The following is a 15,105-nucleotide window of genomic DNA, read 5'->3' as shown; positions in this document are numbered from 1 at the left end:
GCCTGTGGGCGCGATGCGCCCGGCGTCAGATGATGCGTTTGAGCAGGATATGAGCCCTGACCCTGTGGATCCGGGCCAGCAGCTTGCGCACCTGTTCCGGGTAGTCCTTGATCTGCTCAATCTGATCGAAGTGGCTGATCCGCTTGGTGTTGGCGAGTATGTTCTCCCGCTCCCCGTTGAACTGGGCACGCAGGTGATGGCGACGATCGTACACCAGCAGACCGTTCTCCAGATCCAGCGCCCAGGCGCGGGGGTTCAGGTTGTTGCCGGTGAGCAGCGCCCACTCGTCATCCACGAAGATCCCCTTGAGGTGGTAGGAGTTGCGCTCGCAGCACCACAGCATCAGGTTGAGACGGCCGGCATCTATGTGATGCTGGTTGCGCTCGGCAAACTTGCGCAGATTGGTCTCGTACAGATAGGGCAGGCCGCCTATGGTGGAGAATTTCTCCTCCGGCGGGATGAAGAAGTCGTTGGCCGTCTTGTCACCCACCACTATGGTCACCTTGCAGCCGCGCTTGAGCAGGGCCTCGATGTCCTTGTTCAACTCCTTGGGCGGGTTGAAATAGGGGGTGCAGATGAAGATCTCCCGCTCGGTGGCGCGCACCAGGGTACGGATCATCTTGTTGAGCTGATTGCCCCGTTTGCCCAGCCCCGTCATCGGAGTGATGGCGATCTCCTGGCTGTTGACCGGCATGCTCTCGAAGCGGTACTGGCCCAGGCGCAGGCTGTGCTTGAAGCGGCGGATCGGCCCCTTCAGCTGCTTGGCAGTGGGGATGTCGCTGCGATCCAGCCGCTGCACCGCTTCGCTTTTGAGGAAGAGATCGTCTACATAGTGGACCATGCAGCGGGTCAGCTCGGGGCTGGTGATCTGGTGATAACGGTCGAAACGGTAGCGATCCTGCTGATGCAGATAGATGTCGTTGAGGCTGGCACCCGAGTAGAGCAGGGTGTCATCGAAGATGAAGCCCTTGAGGTGCAGCACGCCGAGCAGTTCACGCCCCTTCACCGGCACGCCGTAGATGGCGATCTGGTGTTCGTGGCGGGCAGCCATTTCCTGATACATCAGGTGGTTGCCCCCCTGCTTGCCCTTGCCGATCAGACCGCGCTGGGCACGGTGGAAGTCGACGAAGAGCTTGATGTCCAGGGCCGGGTTGCGCTGCTTGGCGGCGTAGAGGGCGGACAGTATCTCCCGTCCCGCTTCGTCATCCTGCAGGTAGAGGGCCACCAGATAGATGCGGTGAGTCGCGCTGGCGATGAGCGAAAGGATCCGGCTCTTGAAGTCCCGGGCGCTGTTGAGCACCTGAAACTGATCTGCGGCGACGGCGATCTGGGGCAGACGAGCCAACAGCTGTCGATAGTGTGCCGATGAATGCATAGAGAAACCTGAAATCACTGCGTTAAGCGTTCCACTCGGAGCGATGGATAGGCGATTCTAGCAACCTCGACCTGTTAGCCAAAGAAAGAATCGTCATAAAGATGAAAAAGGCCTCACATCGGAGGCCTTTTTGACAGCGGTTATGTTCAAAGGAAGCTGTAGATGATCATCGCCATGACGCCGCCCGTGGTGCCTATGATGGTCTCCATCACAGTCCAGGTCTGCAGGGTCTGCTTCTCGGAGAGGCCGAGATAGCGGTTGGCCAGCCAGAAGCCGGAGTCGTTGACGTGGGAGAGCACTATGGCCCCGCCACCGATGGCGATGGTCACGGCGGCCAGCTGGGCACCGTTCAGGCCGAGCGGCTCCAGCATGGGCAGCAGCAGGCCGCAGGCGGTCAGCATGGCGACGGTGGCGGAACCCTGAATCACCCGCACCGCGGCCGCCAGTATGAAGGCCAGCGCGACTATGGGCAGGCCGGAATCCGCCAGCATGTTGCCAAGGGCGGCACCCACCCCGGAATCCACCAGGATCTGCTTGAACACACCACCGGCGCCGGTCACCAGTATGATGACGCCGGCCGGCTGGATGGCGCTGTTGCAGACGCTCATCACCTCGTCACGGGACATGCCGCGACGCACCCCCAACAGGTAGAAGGCGGCCAGACAGGCGACCATGATGGCGGTGAAGGGGTGACCGACGAACTCCAGCCAGTTGTGCAGTGTGGATCCCGCCTCGACGAAGCGGCCGACTATGGTCTTGAGACCTATCATCAGCAGCGGCAGACCGATCAGGCCCATGGCTAGCCCGAAGGAGGGCAGGGTCTTGCAGTCGTCGTGGGCGCTGCTCTGGGCATCGGCGGGCAGCGGCACATCCACCACCTTGCTGATCAGCTCCCCGAACAGCGGGCCCGCCAGGATCAGGGCCGGCACGGCGGCGATCAGGCCGAACAGTATCATGTAGCCAAAATCGGCACCGAGCTGGGACGCCACCAGGATGGGGCCCGGCGCCGGAATAAGGAACGCCTGGCAGGTGGCGATGCCCGCCAGCAGCGCTATGCCTATCTTCACCACGCTGCCGCCGCCGCGACGGACGATGGCAAAGGCCACCCCGATCAGCAGGACCACGGCCACGTCGAAGAAGAGCGGCAGTGCGCAGATGAAGCCGGTCAGTGACATGGCCCAGTTGGCGCGCTTGACGCCGAAGGTACCGAGCAGGGTATGAGCCACCCGGTCGAGGGCGCCGGTGACCTCCATCACCTTGCCGAACATGGCGCCCAGCGCCACCACCACGGCCACGAAGCCCAGGGTGCCGCCCATCCCTTTCTGGATGGTGTTGGCGATCTCGGCCGGGTTCATGCCGGCGGCAAGGCCGGCCACCATGGAGACCAGGATGAGGGAGACGACCGCGTGCAGGCGGGCCTTCATCACCAGAAAGAGCAGCAGCACTATGGAGCCGGCGGCCGTCATGATCAGGGAGAGGTCAGACATTGTTGTGCGTTCCTTGTTCCAGATTCAGTATCGACACCCTGCCGATCCATTGGCAGGCCATATCTTTATGATTTATTTAGATTTATGGCCAGGGCTCAAGCTCGCTTGCCCAGGTGACTGTGAGTTCGCTCAGTCTGTGGCAGACTTCACATTTCTTGTTGTTACCGGTAACATGTTACCGGTAACGTGCTAGGTTAGAACCCATCGGCAGCACGATTTTTGAAAAATGGGATAGAGGTCAAACAATGGCGGGCAAGAGCATTATCGTGATGGGTGTGTGTGGTAGCGGCAAGTCCAGCGTCGGCCTCAAGGTGGCCCAGGCGCTGGGGGCCAAGTTCATCGATGGCGATGATCTGCACCCCAGGGCCAATATCCAGAAGATGGCCGGTGGCAATCCGCTCAACGACGAGGATCGCGCCCCCTGGCTGGAGCGAATCCGCGACGCGGCCTACAGCCTGGAACAGAAGAACGAGGTGGGCGTCATCGTCTGCTCGGCCCTCAAGAAGCAGTACCGCGACCAGATCCGCGAGGGCAATGACGCGGTGCATTTCCTGTTTCTGGACGGTGATCAGCCGCTGATCCTCGAACGGATGCGGGCACGCAAGGGCCATTTCATGCGGGAAACCATGGTACAAAGTCAGTTCGATACCCTGGAGCGCCCGGATGGCGAGGCCGGTGTATTTCACATCGATATAGACGGCACCTTCGAACAGGTGGTTGATCGGGCCGTCACAGCATTGGAGCAAGCCCAATGATCCATCAGGTTATTTCCAGCGTCACTGCCCGCATTCGCGAGCGCAGTGCCGCCCGTCGCCAGGCTTTTCTGGCTCGCATTCAGCGCCAGGCCGAGCAGGGCAAGACCCGCGCCGCCCTGGCCTGCGGCAACCTGGCGCACGCCGTGGCCGCCTGCAGCAGTGACGAGAAGGGGCGCATCCTCGACATGACCCGTGCCAACGTCGGCATAGTCACCGCCTACAACGACATGCTGAGCGCCCATCAGCCCTATCAGGGCTACCCGGACATCATCAAGGCCGCGCTGGCCGAGCTCGGTCACAGCGCCCAGGTGGCGGGTGGCGTACCGGCCATGTGCGACGGCGTGACCCAGGGCCAGCCCGGGATGGACATGTCCCTGTTTTCCCGCGATCTCATCGCCCAGGCGACCGCACTGTCACTTTCTCACAACACCTTCGACGCCACCCTGCTGCTCGGCATCTGCGACAAGATAGCCCCGGGCCAGATCATGGGGGCGCTCTCCCACGCGCACCTGCCCACCGCCTTCGTGCCGGCCGGCCCCATGGCCAGCGGCATCAGCAACGATGACAAGGTGAAGGTACGCCAGCAGTACGCCGCCGGTGAGCTGGGCCGCGATGCCCTGCTGGAGATGGAGTGCGGCGCCTATCATGCACCGGGCACCTGCACCTTCTACGGCACAGCCAACACCAACCAGCTGGTGTTCGAGGCCATGGGCCTGATGCTGCCGGGCTCCGCCTTCGTCCATCCCCACAGCGAGTTGCGCCACGCGCTCACCGAAGAGGCTGCCCGTCGCATCAGCGCCATGATCCCGGGCTCCCCGGCCTACCGCCCCCTGAGCGAGGTGCTGGACGAGCGCTCCCTGGTCAATGGTCTGGTGGCCCTGCTCGCCTCCGGCGGCAGCACCAACCACAGCATCCACATGGTGGCGCTGGCGCGGGCCGCCGGCCTGCACCTGACCTGGGATGACATCAGCGATCTCTCCGATGTGGTGCCGCTCTTGGTACGCATGTACCCGAACGGCCCGGCCGATGTGAATGCCTTCGAACAGGCGGGCGGCGTGCCCGGCCTGATGCGTCGTCTGGCGCAAGAGGGGCTGATCCACATGGATGCCACCCCTGTGTTTGGCGAGATGCAGGATTACCTCAGCCGTCCCGCTCTGGTGGATGGCGAGCTGGTGTGGCAGCCGGTGGGTGAAAGCAGCGATGGGAGCGTGTTGTCGCCGACCGGTTCCGTGTTCCAGGCCACCGGCGGCACCAAGCTGCTGGCGGGGAATCTGGGCCGCGCCGTGGTCAAGGTCTCCGCCGTGGCGCCCGAGTATCGCGTTATCGAAGCGCCCGCCCGGGTCTTTTCCTCCCAGCACGCGGTGGAGGCGGCCTACAAGGCTGGCAGTCTCAGTCAGGATGCCGTCATCGTGGTGCGCCACAACGGCCCGGCCGCCAACGGCATGCCGGAGCTGCACAAGCTGATGCCTGTGCTCGGCAACCTGCAGAAGGCGGGTCACAAGGTGGCGCTGGTCACAGATGGTCGCCTCTCCGGCGCCTCCGGCAAGATCCCGGCTGCCATCCATGTCACCCCGGAAGCCTTGCACGGCGGCGCCATTGGCCTGCTGCGCGATGGCGATCTGCTGCGGGTCGACGCGGTGACTGGCCGCCTCGACTGCCTGACCGATTTGAGTGGCCGTACCCAGGCCGACATCGACCTCACTCTGGAACAAGAGGGGTGGGGCCGTGAACTGTTCAGCGTGATGCGTCGCGCGGTATCGAGCGCCGAGTGCGGCGCCACCATCTTTGATTAAGGAAGCGTTATGCAAAACTGGAAAGTGACCCCGGCCGAGGTGTTTGCCGCCTCTCCGCTGGTACCCGTGATGGTCATCAACGATCTGGAACAGGCCCTGCCGATGGCCAAGGCGCTGCTGGACGGCGGCATCTCGGTATTCGAGATCACCCTGCGCACCCCGGTGGCGCTCGATGCCATCGCCCTCATCGCCAAGGCGATGCCGGATGCCATGGTCGGCGCCGGTACAGTGCTCAACTGCGCGCAGTTTGATGCGGCCGTGGCCGCCGGTGCCCGCTTCGTCATCTCCCCGGGGATGACTCCGGCGCTGCTGGCCCATGCCGCCAACAGCACGGCGCCTTTGATTCCGGGTGTTGCCACCGCCTCCGAAGTGATGCAGGCGCTGGAAGCAGGCTACGACCATCTGAAGTTCTTCCCGGCCGAAGCGAACGGCGGCACCAAGGCGCTGGCTGCCATCGCAGCACCGCTTCCCCAGATCAAGTTCTGCCCCACCGGCGGCATAGGCCCGAAAAACGTGGCCGACTATCTGGCGCTGAAATGCGTCGCCACCGTTGGCGGTTCCTGGATGCTGCCGGCCGATGCGGTCAAGAGCGGCAACTGGGAGGAGGTGACTCGCCTCTCTCGTGAAGCGGTCGAGCTGGTTAAACGCTAAACCCGCATCGTTTATGGAAAGAGTATTGGGTTGATAGAAAAAGAGCAGGCCACCCCGGGGTGGCCTGCTCTTTTTTTGCCTTTGAATTAAGGGGGAGGCTAATTCTGCCTGAGTGCCCTCAGGCTTTGACCTCCCTTCGCGAGAGCGTCAGCCCAGGCTGTCCCCTTCATAGAGGGAGAAGCCCATGTCCTTGCGGGTATCGGGCAGCGGCTGGCCGCTGAGTCGGGCCAGCAGCATGGTCGCCGCCTCGCGGCCTATCTCCTTGCGCGGGGTGACGATACTGGCCAGCTTTGGGGTCATGGCATGGCCTATGTCGAGAGCGTTGCTGCCGGCGATGGCGATCTGCTGGGGCACGGGTATCCACTTGGCCTGGCACTGCAGCAGGGCGCCCACCGCCAGGTCATCGTTGGTGCAGAACAGGCCGTCGAGGTCGGGGTAGCGCACCAGCGCCTGATCCAGCAGCTGACCGCCCAGGGTGAAGCTGGAGGACTGCTCGGTCAGCAGGTGCTGGCCGGAGAGGCCATAATCGCCCATCGCCTGGTAGTAACCCTCCATCCGCAGTTGGGTGCGCACGTCGAGTCGCGCGCCGAGATAGACCAGCTTGCGTCGGCCCCGGCGCAGCATCTCTGTTACCATGGCCCGGGCGGCGGCCCTGTGATCCATCCCCACTACCATGTCGATGGGGGTCTGCGGCAGATCCATGGTCTCCACCACAGGAATGCCGGCGGTGGCGATCATCTTGCGGGTGCGCTCCGTGTGCTGGCTGTCGGAGAGGATCAGGCCGTCCACGTGATAGGAGAGCAGGGAGGCCACCTGCTCCTCTTCCCGTTCCGGGCTGTAGCCGTAGTGGGCGAGCAGGGTCTGGTAGCCGGCGGGCCGGGTCACCGACTCTATGCCGTGCACCACGGCAGAGAAAACCTGGTTGGAGAGAGAGGGGATCAGTATGCCGATCGCCCTGCTGGTGGCGTTGGAGAGAATGTCCGGCGCCCGGTTGGGGATGTAGCCAAGCGCCTCCACCGCGGCGGCGATCCGCTCACGGGTGCCCTCGGCCACGGCCTGCGGATCGCGCAGGTAGCGGCTGACGGTCATCTTGGTGACCCCGGTCTGGTCGGCTATGTCCTGCAGAGTGGGGCGGCGCTTTCGGGTATCGTTCATCTCGGGATCCGGCAAAAATGTTACAGGTAACATTACCGTTTTTGTTTAACAAAGTCAGCATATGACGCCATCGGCAGAGGACTATTCGCATGATCAAGGGCAAGTGCTTCGAGGGGAAGCGTTTCGAACAGCAGTATGTGGCGCAAGAGTGTTTTACTGAGTGCCGCTTTATCGACTGCAACTTCTCCTGGCTGGACTTGAGCGAGAGCCGCTTCGTCGACTGCAGTTTCTACGAGCGGGAGCGCGAGCTGGGCTGCCAGCTGCAGGGCTGCGATCTGCGGGAGGCCAGCTTCCTGCGCTGCGATCTGACCCTGGCAGATCTCAGCCGCAGCCAGTGCCTGGGGCTGGAGATGCGGGACTGCCAGGCCATGGGCATCAACTTCGCCCGCGCCAGCTTCGCCAACCAGATCACCGTCAAGAGCTACTTCTGCGAGGCGCATCTGACCGGCAACAACTTCAGCTATGCCAACTTCGATGGCTGCCTGCTGGAGCGCTGCGAGCTCAGCGGCAATCGCTGGCAGGGGGCCAACCTGCTGGGGGCCTCGCTGGCCGGCTCCGATCTGAGCGGTTCAGAGTTCGGCCAGATAGAGTGGACCAGCTTCAACCTGCAGGGCTGCGATCTGCGCCAATGCGATCTGCCCGGGCTGGATCTGCGTCGGGTCAACCTGGATGGGGTGCAGATCAATGAAGAGCAGCAGCAGGGGCTGCTCGAACAGCTCGGCCTCATCGTCTTCCCCTGAACCAGGCGGTCGAAAACGGGGTAAGTTTTCGTCATTCGATGCCGCTGACAGGGCCGTCGGCGACGATCAAAAAAGCCTGCGTCATGCAGGCTTTTTGTCATCGCGTGTGCGGGGTCAGCGTTTGGCCAGCCACTTGGTCGGGTTGATGGCTTCACCCTGATAGCGGATCTCGAAGTAGAGGCCGGGTCTGTCCTGGCCGCCACTGTCGCCGACCAGCGCCACGGGTTCGCCCTGTTCCACGCTCTGGCCCACCTGACGCAGCAGCGACTGGTTGTGACCGTAGAGGCTCATATAGCCCTTACCATGATCTATGACCAGCAGCATGCCGAAGCCATCCAGCCAGTCGGCGTACACCACCTGGCCCGGTGCGACCGCCTTGACCTGGGTCCCTTCGCTGGCGCCAATCAGGGTGCCCTTCCACTTGAGCTCGGCGGTGCGGGGTGAGCCGTAGGAGATGAGGATCGGGCCCTGCACCGGCCAGCGCAGGCTGCCGTTGGTGCTGAGACCGCCGTAGCCGCCACTGCTTGGCTTGCTGCTGCGCGCGGCGGCTTGCTGCTCCGCCACCCGGTTCTGTTGTTCGGCGACTTTCTGCTGTTGGGCCGCGAGCCGTTGCTGCTCGCCGACCTGTCGCTGCTGCGCCGCAATCCGCTGCTCTTCGGCAATCCGCTTCTGCTCGGCGGCCAGGCGTTGGGCCTCCAGGCGGCGCTGGCGCTCCTGTTCGGCTTTCAGCTTGGCCAGCCGTTCCCGCTCGGCCCGCTCACGGCGCTCCTGCTCTTCCCGCTGGCGACGCAGCTCTACCAGCCGGGCCTTCAGGGCTTTCTCCGCCTTGACCAGCTTGGTCAGCTTCTGTTCGTCATCCTGTACCGACTGCTGCAGCTGGTTGCGTACCTTGGCGCGGCTCTGCTGGCTGGCCAGCAGGCTCTGGTGATGTTGCTGCTGTTCGCTCAGCAGGGTTTGCAGCTTGTTCTCGGTCTCTTTGGTGGCCTGCTGGTTTTTCGCCAGCTTGGTGCGGGTCGTGCGCAGGGCTTCAATGGCCTCGATGCGGGCCTTGTTGAGGTAGTCGTAGTAATCGAGAGAGCGGCTCAGTTTGGCCGGATCCTGCTGATTGAGCAGCAGTTTGAGGTAATCGTGGTTGCCCGCCTGGAAGGCGCTTTCCGCCTGCTTGGCCAGCAACTGCTTCTGATGGCTGGCCTGTTGTTCCAGATCCAGCTTGTCCTGTTGCAGGCCCACCAGTTTTTGCTGATTCTGTTTCAGCTGTTGCTTGGTCTGCTCGAGCTTGGCCGCCGCGGCCGAGATGGCCTGCTCATCGGCCTTGAGCTGGGTGTTGAGTTTGGCCAGCTCCTGCTTGCTGAGCTTGATGGTCTTCTGTTGCTCTTTGATCTGGGACTGCATGGTGCCGAGCTGCTGATTGGCAGCCATGGCCTTGCCCGCGACAAACGACAGGCAAAAAAACAGCGCGCCGGCCAACAGGCCGACGCGACTGGTTTTGTTTGAAATAACTTCGCATCCCCGCATGGGGAAGGATTATTTCAGAATCATCAGGGGCTTGCCAGTCATTTCCGGCGGGACCGGCAGACCCATCAGGGTCAGCATGGTCGGAGCCAGATCGGACAGTTTGCCACCTTCAACCACCTCGGACTTGCGACCGAAATAGATGAGGGGAACCGGCAGGTTGGTATGGGCTGTGTGGGCCTGACCCGTCTCTTCGTCCAGCATCTTCTCGGCGTTGCCGTGGTCGGCGGTGATCAGGCATTCGCCACCCACTTCGGCCAGGGCCTCGGTGACGCGACCGATGCAGTGGTCAACCGCCTCACAGGCTTTGACTGCCGCATCGAACACGCCGGTGTGACCGACCATGTCGCCGTTCGGGTAGTTGCAGATGATGGTGTCGTACTTGCCGCTCTTGATGGCGGCAACCAGCTTGTCGGTCAGCTCTTCGGAGCTCATTTCCGGCTGCAGGTCATAGGTGGCCACTTTCGGGCTGGCGACGATCTCGCGGTCTTCGCCGGTGAAGCAGGACTCTTCGCCACCGTTGAAGAAGAAGGTGACGTGGGCGTACTTCTCGGTTTCGGAGATGCGCAGCTGGGTCTTGCCCTGCTTGGCCAGCCACTCACCCAGGGTATTCACCAGGGCGGTCGGCGGGTAGGCACAGGCGGTTTTGATGTCGGCCGCGTATTCGGTCAGCATCACGAAGTTCAGCGCCGGGGTGGCGGCACGGGCAAAGCCGGTGAAGTCGCTGTCGACGAAGGCGCGGGTGATCTCGCGGGCACGGTCGGCACGGAAGTTCATGAAGATCAGCGCATCGCCATCCTGCATGGGGGCTGCGGCACCGATGCGGGTGGCCTTGACGAACTCGTCGTTCTCGTCGCGGGCATAGGCGGCGGTCAGGGCTTCGCTGGCGCTGTCGGCGGTGAACTCGCCCTTGCCCTGAGTCATCAGGTCATAGGCTTGCTGCACGCGATCCCAGCGGTTGTCACGGTCCATGGCGAAGTAGCGGCCGATCATGGAGGCGAAACGACCCTTGCCCAGACGGGCAAACAGGGCGTCGAACTGTTCGATGGAGGACTGGGCGGAACGCGGCGGCACGTCGCGGCCATCCAGGAAGGCGTGGAAATAGATCTGCTCGGCGCCACGCTTGGCGGCCATCTCGATCATGCCCATGATGTGCTCTTCGTGGCTGTGTACGCCACCCGGGGACATCAGACCCATGATGTGCACGGCCTTGCCCTTGGTCACGGCACCGTCAACAGCCTTGCCCAGTTCGACGTTCTGGAAGAAGTCGCCGTCCTTGATCTCTTTGGAGATGCGGGTCAGTTCCTGATAGACGATGCGACCGGCACCTATGTTGACGTGACCCACTTCGGAGTTACCCATCTGACCATCCGGCAGACCCACGTCCAGGCCGGAGCCGGAGATCAGGGTGCTGGTGTAGTCACGGGCGAGACGGTCGAGGTTGGGAGTCTTGGCGGCAGCGACGGCGTTGTGCTCTTGCTTGGTGCTGTAGCCCCAACCGTCCATGATGACCAGAACCAAAGGTTTCTTAGCTGTTGACATAAGGCTATGTCCTCTCGGATAGGAATGAATTGCGGGAAGTGAAACTAGCGTAATATTACTACATCTGCCGAAATAGTCACCTGATAGCCAAGCCCAGGCCCGCCGTCGTTCAGGACTGTTGCCAGCCTGTTTCCCCTTTGTCGCCGGCTTGTCTCCCGGCTCGAAGAATCCTCGCCTCAAGGCGTCGGACGCCACTTTTTATTCCGATCCTTTATCGTGCCCCTGCCCGATGGGAGCCCGCTCCCGCTTTGCCGCCAAGATGGCTGATCTTGGTGGGGTCCCCATGTATACTCGGGCCCTTGTCTTGGTCCCTGGATAGTAGAAGATGCAAGAGTATTTGGATTTTGCGGCCCGTAACCCGCTGCTGACCGCAGCCTGGTTCGGCCTGGCAGGCACCCTGGTTTACACCACTGTGCGTGCTCGTTTTTCTCCGGTTAAGACGGTGAACAACCACACGGCTACCCTGCTGATCAACCGTGAAAATGCCACAGTGGTGGACATTCGCAGTCAGGAAGAGTTTGCCAAGGGCCATCTGGCCGGTGCCCAGCACCTGCCGCTCAGCCAGATCCAGAGCAATAACCTGGGTCCGGTTGAAAAGCATAAAGATGCCCCCATCATAGTGGTGTGCGAGTCGGGGATGACCGCTGGTGGCGCGGGTCGCCAACTGAGCAAGGCCGGTTTCAAGCAGGTGTATGTGCTCAGCGGTGGCATGGCCCAGTGGCGTGCAGATAATCTGCCGGTGACCAAAAAACGCTGATTTAAGGGCCTGCGCCCACATATTTTCTTAAAAAGGAATCAAACGAAATGGCTGACGAAATCAACAACCAGGAAGTACAACCGGAATTCCACATCCAGCGTGTTTACACCAAGGATGTCTCTTTCGAAGCCCCGAATACCCCGCACATCTTCCAGAAAGAGTGGCAGCCGGACGTCAAGCTGGACATGGACACCAAGACCAACATCCTGGCTGACGGCGTGTATGAGGTTGTGCTGACCCTGACCGTGACCTGCAAGCTGGAAACCGAGACTGCCTTCCTGTGTGAAGTGCAGCAAGCCGGTATCTTCACCATAGGCAACCTGCCGGAGCCGCAACTGGCTCACTGCCTGGCCGCCTTCTGCCCGAACATCCTGTTCCCGTATGCCCGCGAAGCCGTGGCGAACATGGTGAGCAAGGGTTCCTTCCCGCAGCTGAACCTGGCACCGGTCAACTTCGATGCCCTGTTTGCCCAGCACATGGCGCAAGCACAGGCCCAGCAGGCGACTGCGGAAGCCTGATAATGGCTGACCAGATCGCTATCTCGGTCTTGGGGGCGGGGTCTTATGGCTCCGCCCTTGCCATTTCTCTGGCGCGCAACGGTCATCCGACCCTGCTGTGGGGTCACGACCCTGCCCATGTCGCCGAGCTGGAACAAGACCGCTGCAACAAGGCTTTTCTGCCGGATGTCCCTTTCCCTGCCGATCTGCAGCTGACCGCCGATCTGCAGGCGGCGGTGCAAGCCGCGCCCGTGCTGCTGCTGGTAGTGCCGAGCCACGTGTTCGGCCAGGTGCTGGCTCAGGTCAAGCCCTTCCTGCGCCCCGATACCCGTATCGCCTGGGCCACCAAGGGGCTGGAACCTGACAGCGGCCGCCTGCTGCAAGACGTGGCCCGTGAGGTGCTGGGTGAGGCGATCCCGCTGGCGGTGATCTCCGGTCCCACCTTCGCCAAGGAGCTGGCCGCCGGCCTGCCGACCGCCATCTCGGTGGCGTCGACTCACGATGACTTCGCCGATGACCTCTCCCTGTTGCTGCACTGCGGCCGTTCGTTCCGGGTCTATACCAATCCGGACTTTGTCGGTCTGCAGCTGGGCGGTGCCGTCAAGAACGTCATCGCCATCGGTGCCGGTCTCTCCGACGGGCTGGGGTTTGGCGCCAACGCCAGAACCGCGCTCATCACCCGGGGTCTGGTGGAGATGCAGCGTTTGGGAGCGGCCCTGGGTGCCGATGCCAAAACCTTCATGGGGATGGCGGGGCTCGGGGATCTGGTGCTGACCTGTACCGACAACCAGTCGCGCAACCGTCGCTTCGGTCTGGCCCTCGGGGCCGGCAAGAGCGTGGATACTGCCATGGCCGAGATAGGTCAGGTGGTGGAAGGCTATCGCAACACCAAGGAGGTGCATCTGTTGGCGGCCCGTTGTGGCGTCGAGATGCCCATCTGCGAGCAGATCTTCCAGGTGCTCTATCAGGGCAAGAACCCGAAAGAAGCCGCCATCGCCCTGCTTAGCCGGGACAAGCGCGACGAATAAGAGCAAATTCCATTAGGCTGTTTTATTAGCCATTTTGAACCTGGGCAGCGCTCGAAATCCTCACGTATGCCTATACGCTCCGGTTTCTGCGCGCTGTCCGTGTTCAAACTGCCGTCAACAACGACGCCTACTGAGATAGACTCATTCGGTTCGCCTGATAGCAAAAGGCCCCGCCAGATTGGCGGGGCCTTTTTATGTGCAGCAAGGGGATCAAGCCTGGCGGGTGATCGCCGCTGGCACGGGATCAATAGTAGGAGTGATCGCCGCGCTGGTGCTCGGTGGCATCTTTGACGCCGTTGAGCTCGCCCGGGAATTTCTCCAGCAGCTGCTTCTCGATCCCCTCTTTCAGGGTGTAATCGACCATGGAGCAACCGTTGCAACCGCCGCCAAACTGCAGGATGGCCAGCTTGTCTTCGGTCAGCTCGACCAGGGTGACTTTGCCGCCGTGACCGGCCAGCATGGGGTTCACCTCGGACATCAGCACATATTCGATGCGGTCGATCAGCGGTGCATCGTCGGCCACCTTGCGCATCTTGGCGTTTGGTGCCTTGAGGGTGAGCTGGGAGCCCATCTGATCGGTGACGAAATCGATGGTGGCATCGACCAGAAAGGGGGCGCTCAGAGGATCGACCAGGCAGTCGAAGCCGCTGAAGGGCAGGTGTTGATCTTCCGGATCGACCGCATCGGGTGGGCAATATGATACGCCGCACTCGGCATTCTGGGTTCCCGGATTGACCACAAACACCCGGATATTGGTGCCATCAGGCTGTTTTTCCAGCAGTTTACGGAAATGGGCCTGGGCGGTGTCGGAAATGCTGATCATCACTATCCTCATAAACCTGAGTGTACGACTAGGGTATTCATGATAACTCGCTTGGCAGTGCTTGGGTAGCATGCTGATGGCGCCGGGCATATGTCAAATATACCTATGGCCGCCTGATGTGGATGAGCCTGCGGGATACATGCCGCGGATTATTGAGGATGTTTGCGGGGGCGGCATACATCTCTGTGGCAGCCTGATGTGCCTGAGCTTGCGGTAGCCATATCGAGTGTCATTTGAGGTGTTTGAGAGTGCGGCAAATGGCCCACACCTCCACTTTTACGATGCCGCTCTCGTGCAGTACGCGGGTGAGCTGGCCTGCCGTCGCCCCCGTGGTCACCACATCGTCGAGCAGAGCCACGTGCTGGTAATGGTGGGGCTGGATCTGGAAGGCGCCGCGCAGATTCCGTCGCCTCTGAGCGGCACTGAGCCGCGTCTGCTGCGGGGTGGCTCGGGTTCTGCGCAGCAGCCGGGTGTCGCAGGGGATGCCGGTGATCTCGCTGAGGGTGATGGCTATCTCCTCCGCCTGATTGAAGCCACGCCACCACAGTCGCCACCAGTGCAGGGGAACCGGAATGATGGCCTCGGGGAGATCGTCTCTCTCCAGATGATCGGCCAGCAGACGGGCGAGCAGCGGCGCCAGCAGGATCTGGCCAGAATATTTCAGCTGCGAAATGAGCATGGAGTAGGGGGCCTGGTAGTCGCCAATGACCTGCAGCCGCTGCCAGGACGGTGGCCTGCGCTGGCAGCGCCCGCAGACAGGTTCGGTTTCTCCGTCAGGTTCCGGCAAGGGCGCCGCACACAGGCTGCATTTGCGATAGGGCTGGTGGAGGGCCTGCTGGCACCAGCTGCAGAGCAGCGGCTGTGCATCGCAAGGCTGTTGGCAGAGCAGACAGTGGCCCTGCCAGTCGGCATGGTTGCCAAGGATCGGACTTGCTTTGGCGAGCAGCCGCTTTAACATGCTGACCCCAAGAGAATGAACAGGGATCTTGA

14 protein-coding genes are annotated in these 15,105 nt (G+C 62.1%); 7 read left to right on the top strand and 7 right to left on the bottom strand.

What is annotated here, in order from left to right; translation table 11 throughout:
- Window positions 1-25 precede the first annotated feature (25 nt).
- Complete coding sequence (gene pssA, locus CK910_RS03635) at window positions 26-1,375, bottom strand: CDP-diacylglycerol--serine O-phosphatidyltransferase (RefSeq protein WP_172955231.1); 1,350 nt, start codon at window positions 1,373-1,375, stop codon at window positions 26-28.
- A gap of 146 nt (window positions 1,376-1,521) precedes the next feature.
- Window positions 1,522-2,862, bottom strand: a complete 1,341-nt coding sequence (gntU, locus tag CK910_RS03630; RefSeq protein ID WP_098981024.1) for a gluconate transporter — start codon at window positions 2,860-2,862, stop codon at window positions 1,522-1,524.
- A gap of 245 nt (window positions 2,863-3,107) precedes the next feature.
- Here gntU and CK910_RS03625 point away from each other — a divergent pair, with 245 nt between their 5' ends.
- Genes CK910_RS03625 through CK910_RS03615 form a run of 3 tightly spaced genes read left to right on the top strand, consistent with a single transcriptional unit; the run spans window position 3,108 to window position 6,061 of the window.
- Window positions 3,108-3,617 (top strand): gluconokinase, encoded by a 510-nt coding sequence (locus CK910_RS03625; RefSeq protein WP_043136430.1) that lies wholly within the window; start codon window positions 3,108-3,110, stop codon window positions 3,615-3,617.
- On the top strand, window positions 3,614-5,410 hold the full coding sequence (edd, locus tag CK910_RS03620; protein WP_098981023.1) for a phosphogluconate dehydratase: 1,797 nt from the start codon (window positions 3,614-3,616) through the stop codon (window positions 5,408-5,410). The genes CK910_RS03625 and edd overlap by 4 nt, the downstream gene beginning before the upstream one ends.
- Before the next feature lie 9 nt (window positions 5,411-5,419).
- Window positions 5,420-6,061 (top strand): bifunctional 4-hydroxy-2-oxoglutarate aldolase/2-dehydro-3-deoxy-phosphogluconate aldolase, encoded by a 642-nt coding sequence (locus CK910_RS03615; protein WP_043136425.1) that lies wholly within the window; start codon window positions 5,420-5,422, stop codon window positions 6,059-6,061.
- Between the two features lie 147 nt (window positions 6,062-6,208).
- Here CK910_RS03615 and CK910_RS03610 read toward each other — a convergent pair whose 3' ends face one another.
- Window positions 6,209-7,216, bottom strand: a complete 1,008-nt coding sequence (locus CK910_RS03610; protein WP_098981022.1) for a substrate-binding domain-containing protein — start codon at window positions 7,214-7,216, stop codon at window positions 6,209-6,211.
- Window positions 7,217-7,305: 89 nt separating this feature from the next.
- On the opposite strand from CK910_RS03610, the gene CK910_RS03605 reads away from it, so the two are divergent.
- Window positions 7,306-7,956, top strand: coding sequence for a Qnr family pentapeptide repeat protein (locus CK910_RS03605; protein WP_043136421.1), 651 nt, complete (start codon window positions 7,306-7,308; stop codon window positions 7,954-7,956).
- A 114-nt stretch (window positions 7,957-8,070) separates the two neighbouring features.
- On the opposite strand, the gene CK910_RS03600 is transcribed toward CK910_RS03605, so the two are convergent.
- Together CK910_RS03600 and gpmM are read right to left on the bottom strand one after the other, a co-directional pair.
- Window positions 8,071-9,471, bottom strand: coding sequence for a peptidoglycan DD-metalloendopeptidase family protein (locus tag CK910_RS03600; protein ID WP_098981021.1), 1,401 nt, complete (start codon window positions 9,469-9,471; stop codon window positions 8,071-8,073).
- A 9-nt stretch (window positions 9,472-9,480) separates the two neighbouring features.
- Complete coding sequence (gpmM, locus tag CK910_RS03595; RefSeq protein WP_157774591.1) at window positions 9,481-11,010, bottom strand: 2,3-bisphosphoglycerate-independent phosphoglycerate mutase; 1,530 nt, start codon at window positions 11,008-11,010, stop codon at window positions 9,481-9,483.
- Window positions 11,011-11,335: 325 nt separating this feature from the next.
- Here gpmM and CK910_RS03590 point away from each other — a divergent pair, with 325 nt between their 5' ends.
- Genes CK910_RS03590 through gpsA form a run of 3 tightly spaced genes read left to right on the top strand, consistent with a single transcriptional unit; the run spans window position 11,336 to window position 13,292 of the window.
- Complete coding sequence (locus CK910_RS03590; protein WP_042866955.1) at window positions 11,336-11,767, top strand: rhodanese-like domain-containing protein; 432 nt, start codon at window positions 11,336-11,338, stop codon at window positions 11,765-11,767.
- Between the two features lie 47 nt (window positions 11,768-11,814).
- A complete protein-coding gene (gene secB, locus CK910_RS03585; RefSeq protein WP_005319808.1) occupies window positions 11,815-12,285 on the top strand; it encodes a protein-export chaperone SecB in 471 nt (156 codons plus the stop codon).
- Window positions 12,286-12,287: 2 nt separating this feature from the next.
- Window positions 12,288-13,292 carry an NAD(P)H-dependent glycerol-3-phosphate dehydrogenase gene (gpsA, locus tag CK910_RS03580; RefSeq protein WP_043136411.1) on the top strand — a complete coding sequence of 335 codons (1,005 nt, stop codon included), beginning with the start codon at window positions 12,288-12,290 and terminating at the stop codon, window positions 13,290-13,292.
- A gap of 244 nt (window positions 13,293-13,536) precedes the next feature.
- On the opposite strand, the gene nfuA is transcribed toward gpsA, so the two are convergent.
- Together nfuA and CK910_RS03565 are read right to left on the bottom strand one after the other, a co-directional pair.
- Complete coding sequence (nfuA, locus tag CK910_RS03570) at window positions 13,537-14,115, bottom strand: Fe-S biogenesis protein NfuA (RefSeq protein ID WP_011704302.1); 579 nt, start codon at window positions 14,113-14,115, stop codon at window positions 13,537-13,539.
- Between the two features lie 229 nt (window positions 14,116-14,344).
- On the bottom strand, window positions 14,345-15,073 hold the full coding sequence (locus CK910_RS03565) for a ComF family protein (RefSeq protein WP_098981018.1): 729 nt from the start codon (window positions 15,071-15,073) through the stop codon (window positions 14,345-14,347).
- Window positions 15,074-15,105 lie beyond the last annotated feature (32 nt).

The sequence above is a fragment of the Aeromonas sp. CA23 genome (assembly GCF_002587065.1).
Taxonomy (GTDB): domain Bacteria; phylum Pseudomonadota; class Gammaproteobacteria; order Enterobacterales; family Aeromonadaceae; genus Aeromonas; species Aeromonas bestiarum.
This window is presented reverse-complemented; position numbering and strand designations above follow the sequence as displayed.